The following is a 12,891-nucleotide window of genomic DNA, read 5'->3' as shown; positions in this document are numbered from 1 at the left end:
AATAATTAGAGTTAGAAAGGCTTTAGGCGGGAGGTTAACAAAACAAGGTATAATAAAAAAATTATTTAATTATTTTAATTAGCAATGATTGAAGCTCAAGAATTTGTCGAAATCACCCGAAATAAAGGTTTTGAATATTATGCAGGAGTACCCTGTTCTTTCCTTACACCTTTTATTAATTATGTAATTAATGATCCCAACTTAACTTATATTTCTTCCGCCAATGAAGGAGATGCTTTAGCAACAATTTGTGGTTTAAATATTGGTGGAAAAAAAGGCATTGTGATGATGCAAAATTCCGGTTTAGGTAATGCCATTAACCCCTTAACTTCCCTTGCTTATACTTTTCGGATCCCCTTTATTTTAATTACGACTTTACGAGGAGATCCTAATTTAAAAGATGAACCTCAACATGAATTAATGGGACAAATTACGGAAAAAATGCTTGATTTAATGGAAATTCCTTGGGAATATTTCCCCACTTTAGCAACAGAAATTCCCCCTCTTTTAGACAGAATTGAAAACTATTTTAATCAAGAAAGTAGGCCTTATGCTTTAGTGATGCGTAAAGGCACGGTTGCACCCGTTCCCCTTGAACAAGAAAGCATCCCCACCCCCAAAACCGATGTTAAACCCGTTCAATCTTACTTTCAGGTCAAAAATGACCTTCACAGCCGTCAAGAAGCCTTAGAACGCATTATAAGCCTCACTCCAGAAGAAAATACAGTGCTTATAGGTACAACGGGTTTTACAGGGAGAGAATTATTTGCGATCGCCGATCGCCCTAATCAGCTTTATCTAGTGGGATCAATGGGCTGTGCGTCTTCTTTGGGCTTAGGCTTAAGTTTAGCGCGACCTGATTTAAAAGTAATTATCATAGATGGAGACGGGGCAGGATTAATGAGAATGGGCAATTTTGCCACTATTGGAACCTATGGAAAAGGAAATTTATATCACTTACTTTTAGATAATTCTGTACATGATTCTACAGGCTCTCAAGCAACAGTTTCTCAAAGAGTTTCTTTTGCCAAAATTGCCCATAGTTGTGGTTATGAAATAGCTTTAGAAGGTAATGATTTAAACTTAATTAATAAGTTAATTAATTGTGACAGTAAGGGAGTAAAATTTGGACATTTAAGAATTAAAGCAGGTACAAATAAAAATTTACCACGTCCCAATTTATCACCGGATCAAGTATTAAAAAGATTAAGAAAATATCTCTAAAAAAATTTAAAAAATTCTTAATTTAAGGCAGTTTTAGAAACTTTTAACTGCCTTATTAAAATCACCGAATTTTTTGGCTACTAACTATCAAATATAAATTAACCTTTAACACATAAAACTTGTTTTAAAGTAGCTACAATTTCAACTAGATCTGATTGATTTTGCATTACTTTTTCAATCGGTTTATAAGCGCCCGGAATTTCATCAATAACCCCCGTATCTTTGCGACATTCTACTCCTTTAGTTTGTTCAATCACATCATCTAAACTGAATTTTCTTTTCGCTTCACCACGAGACATTAAACGGCCTGCACCATGGGAACACGAACAATAACTATCATGATTTCCCTTACCTTTAACAATAAAAGATTTAGCACCCATTGAACCCGGAATAATGCCATAATCGTCTTCTCTGGCTCTTACCGCACCTTTACGAGTGACATAAACTTCCTCGCCAAAATGCAATTCTTTTTCCGCATAATTATGATGACAGTTAACAGTAATTACCGGTTTTGTAGGCTTACCTCCTGCTAAATGTTTTTCCATAATTCGTTTAAAACGTGCCATCATCACATCCCGATTATAATGGGCATAATTTTGCGCCCATTGTAGATCACGCCAATAAGCCTGAAATTCGGGAGTTCCTGCTACAAAATAGGCCAGATCTCGATCGGGCAATACGATCTGAGCCATTTTCGCTAAATTTTTAGCCGTATTAATATGACATTCAGCCAATTTATTCCCAATATGACGAGAACCTGAATGTAACATTAACCAAACATGATCCTCTGTATCGAGACAAACCTCGATAAAATGATTTCCGCCACCGAGGGATCCTAATTGTTTAATGGCCTTTCCTTCCAAGTCTTGCACCCCTTGATGCAATTCTTGAAAGTCTCTCCAGCCTTGCCAGTTGGTAACGGCTTTTTCAATTTCCTTATTTTCAGCAAAACCAACGGGGATCGCTTCCTCAATTTCTTGACGAATTTTTTTGAGTTTTCCCTCTAATTGTTCTGCTTTAAATAGGAGTTGAATCGCACACATCCCACAACCAATATCCACCCCCACCGCCGCCGGAATAATAGCGTCTTTGGTGGCAATTACTGAGCCTACTAAAGCTCCGATTCCCAAATGCACATCCGGCATTAGGGAAACGTGCTTAAACACAAAGGGCAAAGAGGCCACATTTTTGGCCATTAATAATTCTTGTGAGGCTAGATCATGCCCCGCCCATGATAAGACGGGCTTTTCTGTTTTGATTTTTAATTGTTCGTATGGCATATAAATTTTAAATTTCAACAATGTATTATTATTGTAACACGATAAAAAAAAGAAATCTAAAATTTTTCTAAAAATTACAAGGGATTAATGACAAAAAAGAATTTACCTATTTTGGAAAAAGTAAGATTATGATAAAAGAAAATATAGCACTCCTAAATTATTTTCTCCAATTGATCATCGCCAAAAAATTAAAATTAAGAATATTTTATGATGAAAAAATTATTATTATTTTGCTTATTTATTATTGGTATTAGTTTTGCCTTAATTAATTTTCAAGGTTTAGCAACTAAAGGTCAATATGATTCGATTGTCTTAGATTTTCGTGAAGATATATCTTCAACACAAGTAACTCAAGCATTAAAAAACATTAATCAACTTTATAATCAACAAGTAAATTTGAATAGTGCTTTTTCTATTTCCGATCAAATTTATATCGTTAAAGGTAATCAAAATTTACTCAAAAAATTAAAAAGATCTTTGCTTAAAAGTCAGACAGAATATATTGAGCCAAATTATATTTATAATGCCTTAGAACAACCAAATGATCCTGATTATCATAAACAATGGAATTTAAAAAATATCAATATTGAACAAGCTTGGAATGATACTCAAGGTGAAGGTATTACCATAGCAGTAATAGATACCGGAGTTAGCCCTGTACCTGATTTACAACAAACCAAATTTGTGCAAGGTTATGATTTTATAAACGATCGAATTAATACGATTGATGATCTAGGTCATGGTACTCATGTCGCAGGAACGATCGCCCAATCAACTAATAATAATTATGGGGTGGCCGGTATTGCTTATAAAGCCAAAATTATGCCCATTAAAGTATTAAGTAAAAATGGCGGAGGTACAATTTCTGATATTGCAGAAGGAATCCGTTTTGCAACTGATAATGGCGCTCAAGTGATTAATCTGAGTTTAGGCGGTGGCGGTGAAAGCCGTTTGATGAAGGAAGCAATTGACTATGCCTATAGTAAAGGGGTGGTGATCGTGGCGGCCGCCGGAAATTCCAATGAAAATGCCTCTACCTATCCCGCTCGTTACCCTAAAGTTATCAGCGTTTCGGCTTTAGATGCGGCCGGAGAAAAAGCCCCCTATTCTAATTTTGGGGCAGGTGTGGACATTTCCGCCCCAGGTGGTGGTGAAAATGGCAAAATTATTCAAGAAACCATTGATCCAGAAACGGAAATGCCCATATTTGGCGGTTTTCAGGGTACAAGTATGGCTTCTCCCCATGTGGCAGGAGTAGCCGCTTTAATTAAAGCCAGTGGCGTTTCCGATCCCCAAGATGTGTTACAAATCCTCAAAACCTCTGCTACTAAAGTTAATCAGGATCCCCTCAATCATTTTGGGGCAGGAAAATTAGATGCAGGTCAAGCAGTAAAACTCGCATTAAAAGGACAAATCACGGTTAATGATTTTTTCCGTTGGTTACGGGATAATGGTTATTTAAACCCTGTTTTTTGGATTGATGGCGGAGCAATAGCATTTTTACCTAAGATTTTAATGGTTATAGGCTCATATTTATTGGCTTTTATTTTACGCAATTATGTTCCTTTCGGTTTTAATTGGGCTTTAACGGGAGGGATCGTAGCGGGAAGTTGTGGTTTATTTCCCTTACAGGGTTTTTATGTGTTTGACTTGCCCCAATGGGGTTTCCGCCTACTGGGATCATCTATTCCAGAGTTAGGGAATGCAGTCATGGCCAATTCTGAGTTAAATCCGATTTTTGCCAGTGTCTTAATACCGTTTCTGTTGGTGGCTTTATTGGCCGGCCATCAAACTTGGAAATGGTTTGGGGTAGGCGCTTGTTTGGGGGTGGCTTCCTGTTTAATCGTCACAACCTTTATGTCACCTGTGTTATGGGGCTTAGGCAGTGGAGCATTGGCCAAAGGCTTTTTGGTGGCCAATGCGGTGCTATGCTTTGGTTTAGGGCGTTTAGTGGTACAGGAAAAATGGAATTAATTATCAATTAACAATTTAAGTTTAATTTATTGAACTTAAATTTGTTAGCCCTCACCCCCCAACCTCCTATCCATAGGGCGAGGGTGAATTATTTAAACATAATTTATTTAATTTTAAATAAAATTAAATAAAAAAACCCAGTTTAGAGTTAAAATATTTTTACACATCACAAATGACTAATAACAATTTTAAACAATTATTACTTAAAAATATGAAGAAAATTAAAATTAAACTGTTTAATCAAATTTTGCGCACTGTAATTACCTTTTTAATGGTAATTAGTTTAAGCTTCACCTTAATTAGTTGTAGCGATCGCATCGAGGCGGTGACACCATTTGAAAAAGATTTTCAACCATTAGCAAAACAAGAAGGAAAATTAAAAGAAGTATCTCCCCCTGTGGTTATTACTGAATTAAATAAAAGCTTACAAAAATATCAACCACAAGTAAAAATTATTAGCCCAAAAATTGATCAAAATTTTGATGAAACAAGCATTAAAGTACAATTAAAAGTTGAAGATTATCCCCTCTTTAAAAATGAAGAAAAACAAATGGGAAATCATTTACATTTAATTTTAGATAATGAACCCTATCGGTCTATTTATAATTTAGATCAACCAATTATTTTAGAAAATTTAACCCCCGGAACTCATACTTTAAGAGTTTTTCCTGTTAAACCTTGGCATGAAAGTTTTAAAAATAATGGTGCTTATGCCCAAACAACTTTCCATATTTTAACTAAAAGTGAAGACAATAATCCCGATCCTAATTTACCTTTATTAACCTATAGTAGACCAACGGGAACTTATGGTGCTGAACCCATTATGTTAGACTTTTATTTAACTAATACTCCTTTACATTTAGTAGCACAAGAAAATCCCCAAGATCAAGTGACAGACTGGCGAATCAAAGTAACAATTAATGGTCAAACTTTCTTATTAGACAGTTGGCAACCAATTTATTTAACTGGATTTAATAAAGGGAATAATTGGGTAAAATTAGAATATATTGATGAAAGTGGGAATGAAGTTAAAAATGTTTTTAATAATACGGTAAGATTAATTAACTATCAACCAAATGGTCAAGATACCTTATCTCAAATGCTCAGAGGTGATGTTACACTTGAACAGGTTAAAGATATTGTTGATCCCTCTTATATTGCTCCAGTAATTCAACCAGAAATTGAAGTAAAAGAAGAAATTAAACCTGTAGAAGTTCAACCAGAAACTCAAGTTAAAATTGAAGAAAAGTTAGAAGAAAATATCATCGAAGATCAACCAATTGAAACAACTGAAAAATTAGAAATTGAAGAAAATCAATTGGAAGAAACAGACAAAATAGAACCCAAATTAGAAATAAATGATGTAGAAATAAATGAAACTAAATTACAAGAAAAAGAAGAAAATATAGAAACCATTGAAACAGAAGAAAAACCAATCAATGAACCTATTACTATTGATCAAATTACACAACCTTCTGTTAAAATTGACAATGAAACTTCAATTCCTGAAATGAAAAATACAGAAACAACCGAAAATCAAAAACAACCTAATTTTCTTAACTCTGTAACTAATTTTTGGAATAGTCTTTTAGAAAAAACAAATTAAACTAATTTAATTAGTAGAGACGTACTATCATACGTCTCTATAATAATTACTATTTCAACTTTAAGATTGAAAATTACAAGACATTACGGGGAGAAAGCATTGATATATAATCATTTTAGCCCTTTTCCACAATTTCTGCACATTTTGCAAAAAAGAAAATTTAAAAAATTTTTTGATTTGCACAGGAAATACACAAATAATTTTTATAGTCAAAGCATAAATAAAAAAAAGTTGTTTTTGAGGTGATTATTATGTTTTTCGATCAAAATAAAACTGATTCTTTACAAAAAGAAAATTTAAACTTAAATATTTACACTAAAAATAAAAATGTTTTATTAGGTGAATTATTACAAAAAGCAGGGTTAATTACATCGGGTGAAATTGAAGTAGCCTTAGAAGATCAAAAATATCACAATGATCTTAAACTGGGTGAAATTTTAGCCACTAGAGGCTGGGTTAAACAACAAACTGCTGATTTTTTTGCTAGTCAATGGCAGTCAATGATCACTGAAGTCAAAAGAGGTGAAGCCAAATATCGTTTGGGCGAATGTTTAAATAAAGCGGGTTTGATCACTCGCGCCCAAGTTCAAGAAATTTTAGAATTGCAAAAAATTACTAATAAATGTTTTGGTGAAATTGCGGTTGAAAAGGGCTATATTAAACAAATTACTCTCGATCTTTTCATTGAAAATCTTTGTGCTTATGATCATCATTTGAATCAAACAGTAGAAGTATTTTTAAATTCAGCGAAAAAATTAGTTAAAATTAATCAATATTCTCCTGCTATTTTAGAATTAAGAAAAGCTTTAAAATATAATCCTCATCATTCTGCTATTCATGGTTTATTAAGTATTATTTATATTAAACAAAAGCAATTAACTATGGCTAGTATTCATATTAAAAAAGCTCAAAGAAGCAATCCTGACGAGCCTTTATTAAGAGAAGCTAAATCTTTATTAGGTATTCATCACAATTTTTCCCTAAATAATCAAACGACAATTAATATTCAATCCACTTCTAATTCTCAAGAAAAAAAAGATAGTTTGTTTAGCTTATTTTCTAAAAAATTAGCATTAGCATAACTCTTTTAAAAACTCAATAACAACTTTTTCCCCACTTAAAGTGGGGTTTTTTTATAAATAAAATATTTTGACGATCAACTATTAATTAATCACTCTGGTAAAGCCATCACAGGAGTATTATCTCTTAAGTTCATAATCCCGGCCGTAATAATTTTTTCTCCTGCCTTTAAACCTTCTAAAACTTGATAATTATTACCCTGTAAATTACCCAGTTTAACTAATTTTTGTTTAGCCATTAATTGAGGTTGATTTGACGAAGATTTATCCATAGATTGCGCTACAAAAATAAAAGTTTTATTCCCTAAACGAGAGACAGCAGAAGCCGGAACTAAAATTCCCTGATTTTCTTCCCAAATAATTTTAGTTTGAAATGATCCCCCATTTAAAAGAAGATTTGAATTATTTTCTAACACCGCTTTAGCTAAAACTAATTGAGTTTGAGCCTTAACATCAGGAGAAATAAAATTAATTTGCCCTCTGGAGATACTTTCGCCCTGTTGATCTAAAATTTCCACAGGCAAACCTAAACGCAATTTTTCCGCCTGTTCGATCGGTACGGATAAATTAACCTCTAATACATTATTCTCCGTAACTGTAGTAATATCATTGCCTGAGTCTATATAATCCCCCAATTTTACAGCAATATCCCCCACGATCCCGCTAAAAGGAGCAATAATCTGAGTTTTCTTAATTTTTACCTCTACCATTCTCATGGCGGCGATCGCCTGAGCCACATTAGCCTCAGCTTGGGCAATTTCCTCAACTCTCGCCCCATTTTCCAAACGTCTTAAATTCTGTCTAGCTTCCTCCACCGAAGCTTCTAAAGCACTCACATCAGCTTGTCTGCCCTTGGTTAAAGCCTCCAAACGTCTTTGAGCCTCCCTTAAAGAAGCACTGGCTTGACGTTCAATTTTCACATATTCCGCAAACTGATCCTCAGAAATAGCCCCTTGCTCCTCTAGCTCACCATATCTTTTTACTCTTTCCTGAGCCAGATCTAACTCCGCTTGAGCCGAGTCAACTTGAGCCTGAGCCTGAGCAATTTCCTCCGGCCGCGCCCCCTGTTTCGCATTATCTAACCTTGCGATCGCCTGATTTAACTGAGCCTTAGCCTTAGCAATATCTTCCGGCCGATTACCCGTTTTTAACTCAGTTAAACGAGCTTGAGCATTAACGATCACCGCCTTAGCCTGAAATAACTCCGCCTGTAGATCATCACTCTCCACCGTGACGATCACCTGCCCCGCCTTAACTCTCATCCCCTCTTTAACCAAAATTTTATTAACCCTTCCCCTAACTTCAGACTCAAGGGTTACAGCCCTAGAAGCATCCAACGTACCCACCACCGTAGAGCTATTTTCCACCATTTCACTGCCCAGAGTCTCGATTTTTACAGGTAAAGCCTGAGCTTGAGGCTTGGCCGTAGCCATAGAACCCTTATTCTGTTGATTTTGACTAACCAACCACCATTTCGCACCCGTACCCGTCATCAAAACCAAAAAGAAAAAACCGAACACTAACCACCAACGAAATGAAGATTTTTTCCCCATTGACGGATTAACAGGAATCATCTTCAATTCATCTTCAAGATTATTTTCTTCATGGGACGGCGCAGAGTTTAGATTAGTCATAATTAATTACTTTCAATCGCAAAATCTTAAAAAATTATTAACTTCCCATTATAGCAAAATTAATAATTGATTCAAAAAGTTAATTGTCCATTCTCCCAAGACAATACCCGGAAAAATACACAAATACAAGTCATAAACATCGCATTCGCATATTGTTCCGGGCATTTGTTAACTTAAGGGGTTAACCCTTGATTATGCCAGATCAGCTAACATAAATTAGCTAAGAGCATTGATAGCGTAGTCAATATAGTTGTTAACTTCAACTAAAGCTTCGCCAGTTACACCATGATTAGCTTTGACATATTTTAAAGCTTCAACATACCAGCTAGGAGCTAAGTCAAATGCACGGTTGATTTCATCAAGACCAGCAACTAAGTATTCATCCATGGGGCCAGTACCACCAGCAACTAAGCAATAGGTGATCATACGAACATAGTAGCCGATGTCACGAACACACTTAGCTTTACCTTCTGCAGTAGAAGCAAAGTTGCTACCAGGGGTAGAAGTGGTGTAAGGGAATTTGCTGTAAACAGCATTAGCAGCTCCACTAGCTAAAGAATCAGCTTTACCAGCGATAGCTTGAGCAGCAGCTAAACAAGAAGCCGCAGTTCTGAAACGACCGAAAGCGATTTGTAATTCAGTGTTGCTTAAAAAACGTCCTTGAGAATCAGCAGCAGCTACTGCTTCGGTTAAAGGTGTTTTAGACATTGTTAATTCTTCCTATGATTGTTTTAAGTTTTCCAAAAAACAGACTGTCTGAAAGTAAAGTTTGACAAATCTGCTAATTTCTCCTAACTAACTTTGGCTTAGTTAGAGAATGTGCGAGATAGTTTAAACTAACTATCTATTATGCAACTGCACTAGCTGCACGGTCGAAGTAGGTTGCGATTTCAGCAACTAAAGCACTGCAATCTCCAGGGGTGATTCCAGAAGGATCGTTAACAATAGCGATCGCAGCTTCTTTCATTTTTTGAACACCTACAGCAACGGAAGCACCAGGAACTCCTAAAGCAAGATAGGTTTCACGCAAACCATTAAGGCAACGATCTTCTAATACACTAGCGTCACCTGTGAAAATAGCATAGGTAACATAGCGTAAGATGATCTCCATGTCTCTTAAACAAGCAGCCATGCGACGGTGGGTATAAGCGTTTCCACCAGGAGCAATTAAAGAAGGCTGTTCAGCAAATAAAGCACGAGCAGCATTGGTAACGATCGCAGAAGCGTTTCCGGTAATACGGTTAACAGCATCAGCACGTTTTGCACTATCAGCAACTAAAGCTTTAAGAGCATTGATTTGGGAATCGCTTAGAAATTGTCCTTGGGCATCTGCCTGAGCAACAACCTTAGTGAATGCGTCGAACATTGAAGTTAATCTCCTACTAAATCGTTTGAGCTTTTGATTGAAGCTTAATCAAAAAATTAAGCTAAGGTTAAACGTTTGTTCTTAAACGTTAATTTTGTTTTTCGTTTTTTAGTTTCTCACCAATCTGACTAAATTTAACAAAATTAATAAAATTTAACAGAATCTTAAGAAACCTAAACAAGTTTTTATTTTGTCTGAGAAAACGGCTTTGATTATACACCACCTTTTAGGGTCTTAGTCAATCAGTCATTAATAAAACTTAATTTTATTTAACATTTTATTTAACCTATTGCCTGAGACTCGCCTGAGATTTACCAGAGATATTCTACTCAATATTGGTATTAAAGCTTTGGTATTCAAGCTATAGTTAAAAGGCTTAAGTCTAATCTCAACGCCCTCAGATTGTATTTATACAACACTGATGAACTTTTGTTTGTTACAACTTGTTAAGTTTTGTTTGTAGTTGTTGAATTTTTTGCTGTTCGTGATTTTTGCCCTTGAACTAAGCTCAAAATATTCCTTTTCCACAAACTGTTTTAACTTGTTGCTCCTTGGCAAAAATTTAAAACAGTGGTTTTGTTTATCTCCATTTTCGAGATTAAGGGAAGATGGAATTATTTGCTTATTTTTGTTAAATAACTATAAGAAACTTTACACAACTTTACAAACTACTTTTTTCAGCCCTCTATTTTTGAACATCAAAAATGGCTATGAGTCCGATCAATTATGCTTTATAGCTATTCTGTTAAAAATAGATTTTTTGACCATAATTTCAGGCTCAATCTAAATAATCAAGAAAACATTAAAATATCTCAATGAAAATTGAGTATTTTTACTTAAATTAAGCTAGTTAAAAAAAAATTTTTTGGCCTTAGTTATCAACCTAGAACAAAGGGAAAAAGCTTGATTTGATTAGAAAAAATTGATTGATCTCACCAAAAAAAAAGATAAATTTTGAGGTGATTAAACCTTGATTTTTAAATTTTTGTAACAAAAAGTAATAAATCTTTAATTTTTCGTTAGACAATTAAGCTAATAATCAATAATTGTACTTAAGACCTTAACTAAAAATCTCAACAAGGTTTTAGGTGATCATATTTTTTAAAAACCATCTCAATAGGAGAAAATTAACGTGGCAATTACAACCGAAGCATCCCGTTTAGGAGTGTCCCCCTTTTATGAAACCGCACCTGTAGAGTTACGCCCTAACTGGTCGGCTGAAGATGCACAGATCGCTATTAATGCGGTTTATCGTCAAGTGCTTGGCAATGATTACATCATGAACTCTGAGCGTTTAACTGCGGCTGAGTCCTTATTATGTAACGGTTCGATCACCGTGCGTGATTTTGTGCGTTTAGTCGCAAAATCTGAACTTTACAAGGAAAAATTCCTTTATAACAGTTTCCAAACCCGCACCATTGAGTTAAATATTAAACATTTACTTGGCCGTGCGCCTTACACTGAAGCTGAAGTGATCGAACATTTAGATCGCTATCAAAATGAAGGATATGGGGCTGATATTGATTCTTACATTGATTCTGATGAGTATGTTCAGAACTTTGGAGATAATATCGTTCCTTACTATCGTGGTTTTGAGACTCAAACCAATCAAACGATGGCGGGTTTCCCTCGGATGTTCCAACTTTATCGTGGTTATGCCACCAGCGATCGCTCTGCTTTAGGTAGTAAATCTTCTCGTTTAGCGGGTGATCTTGCGGCCAATAAAGTTTCTGCTGTAGTTGCTCCTTCCGGCTCTCTTGGAGCTTGGAACTACAAAGAATCTGTTAAAGGTATTACTCCTAACTTAGCTTTCCAAAATCCCAACCGTGATGGTCGTGTTTACCGTGTGGAAGTTGCTACTATGAACTTACCCAGATACCCTAAAGCACGTCGCATCAATAAAGCGATCTTTGTTCCTTTTGATCAATTACTTGATACTATGCAACAAGTTCGCAAAATGGGTGGAAAAGTAGCTAGTGTTACTTTAGCCTAGTTTAAAAACCAACTCAGGAGAGAATAAAAACTATGTTAGGTCAAACTGGTTGTATTTCCCCATCTAATAATCGAGTTTTTGTTTATGAAGTTACTGGCTTAAAACAAAACGATAATAATGATGGGAATAATTACTCGATTCGTAGTAGTGATAGCATTTTTTTACAAGTTCCCTATTCTCGGATGAATGATGAAATGCGTCGTATTTCGCGCATGGGTGGCAAAATTGTGGGCATCCGTCCTCTTGATAGTAATTCATCTGGAGAATAATTAAATAAATTAAATTTTTGTTAAATAATTTATTTAATTAATAATTTTTAATCTTAAATAAACGGAACTGCTTTGGTTTAAGGATTAAAGTAGTTCCGTTTATTGTTTTTTTTGCAATCCTAAACAATAACCCTGAATGTCTCTCAAAAAAAGCGATCTTTAAGCCAAAAAGCTAACCAGAGTAAACTGAGAGCTATTATTTGCTCAAAGCTCGAAAAATCAAAACTTGTTGTTAAAAGATAATCATAAATCCCAAGTAAAAGGTGTCAAAAAAGGAAATTCTTTCTTAATAATTTTGCCTAAAAACTAATAATAAATAAGTTGATTTATTATTTAATATTTGTTATAATAAAATCAATAATGTATAGAACTAAATCAATCACAAAATAAACACCAAAATCTGAACCTCGGAAAATTAGAATCAAAAAAATTAGTATAAATTTTGAAGGGGAAAGACTTACATCAG

The 12,891-nt window shown here is 34.8% G+C and carries 10 protein-coding genes; 6 read left to right on the top strand and 4 right to left on the bottom strand.

Annotated elements, in window-relative coordinates; all coding sequences use genetic code 11:
* The first annotated feature begins 84 nt into the window (after positions 1 to 84).
* Positions 85 to 1,224, top strand: a complete 1,140-nt coding sequence (gene aepY / locus Anndu_RS03545; protein WP_464103046.1) for a phosphonopyruvate decarboxylase — start codon at positions 85 to 87, stop codon at positions 1,222 to 1,224.
* A 98-nt stretch (positions 1,225 to 1,322) separates the two neighbouring features.
* On the opposite strand, the gene Anndu_RS03540 is transcribed toward aepY, so the two are convergent.
* Positions 1,323 to 2,504: an RtcB family protein gene (locus tag Anndu_RS03540; protein WP_464103045.1), complete on the bottom strand. Its 1,182-nt coding sequence runs from the start codon at positions 2,502 to 2,504 to the stop codon at positions 1,323 to 1,325.
* Positions 2,505 to 2,714: 210 nt separating this feature from the next.
* On the opposite strand from Anndu_RS03540, the gene Anndu_RS03535 reads away from it, so the two are divergent.
* The 3 genes from Anndu_RS03535 (at position 2,715) to Anndu_RS03525 (ending at position 7,166) form a co-directional block, all read left to right on the top strand.
* On the top strand, positions 2,715 to 4,478 hold the full coding sequence (locus tag Anndu_RS03535; protein WP_464104028.1) for a S8 family peptidase: 1,764 nt from the start codon (positions 2,715 to 2,717) through the stop codon (positions 4,476 to 4,478).
* 211 nt (positions 4,479 to 4,689) lie between these two features.
* Positions 4,690 to 6,084 carry a hypothetical protein gene (locus Anndu_RS03530; RefSeq protein ID WP_464103044.1) on the top strand — a complete coding sequence of 465 codons (1,395 nt, stop codon included), beginning with the start codon at positions 4,690 to 4,692 and terminating at the stop codon, positions 6,082 to 6,084.
* 251 nt (positions 6,085 to 6,335) lie between these two features.
* A complete protein-coding gene (locus Anndu_RS03525) occupies positions 6,336 to 7,166 on the top strand; it encodes a tetratricopeptide repeat protein (protein ID WP_464103043.1) in 831 nt (276 codons plus the stop codon).
* 89 nt (positions 7,167 to 7,255) lie between these two features.
* Here Anndu_RS03525 and Anndu_RS03520 read toward each other — a convergent pair whose 3' ends face one another.
* The 3 genes from Anndu_RS03520 to Anndu_RS03510 form a co-directional block, all read right to left on the bottom strand.
* A complete protein-coding gene (locus Anndu_RS03520; RefSeq protein ID WP_464103042.1) occupies positions 7,256 to 8,797 on the bottom strand; it encodes an efflux RND transporter periplasmic adaptor subunit in 1,542 nt (513 codons plus the stop codon).
* Positions 8,798 to 9,013: 216 nt separating this feature from the next.
* Positions 9,014 to 9,505 carry a phycocyanin subunit alpha gene (gene cpcA, locus Anndu_RS03515; protein WP_464103041.1) on the bottom strand — a complete coding sequence of 164 codons (492 nt, stop codon included), beginning with the start codon at positions 9,503 to 9,505 and terminating at the stop codon, positions 9,014 to 9,016.
* Between the two features lie 139 nt (positions 9,506 to 9,644).
* The gene (locus Anndu_RS03510; protein WP_464103040.1) at positions 9,645 to 10,163 is read right to left on the bottom strand and encodes a phycocyanin subunit beta; all 519 of its coding nucleotides are present in this window, start codon (positions 10,161 to 10,163) and stop codon (positions 9,645 to 9,647) included.
* A gap of 1,132 nt (positions 10,164 to 11,295) precedes the next feature.
* Here Anndu_RS03510 and Anndu_RS03505 point away from each other — a divergent pair.
* Both Anndu_RS03505 and Anndu_RS03500 read left to right on the top strand, forming a co-directional pair.
* Positions 11,296 to 12,156 carry a phycobilisome rod-core linker polypeptide gene (locus Anndu_RS03505; RefSeq protein WP_464103039.1) on the top strand — a complete coding sequence of 287 codons (861 nt, stop codon included), beginning with the start codon at positions 11,296 to 11,298 and terminating at the stop codon, positions 12,154 to 12,156.
* 32 nt (positions 12,157 to 12,188) lie between these two features.
* The gene (locus Anndu_RS03500) at positions 12,189 to 12,425 is read left to right on the top strand and encodes a phycobilisome linker polypeptide (RefSeq protein ID WP_464103038.1); all 237 of its coding nucleotides are present in this window, start codon (positions 12,189 to 12,191) and stop codon (positions 12,423 to 12,425) included.
* Positions 12,426 to 12,891: the final 466 nt, after the last annotated feature.

Source organism: Annamia dubia NIES-4383, assembly GCF_055394725.1.
This window is presented reverse-complemented; position numbering and strand designations above follow the sequence as displayed.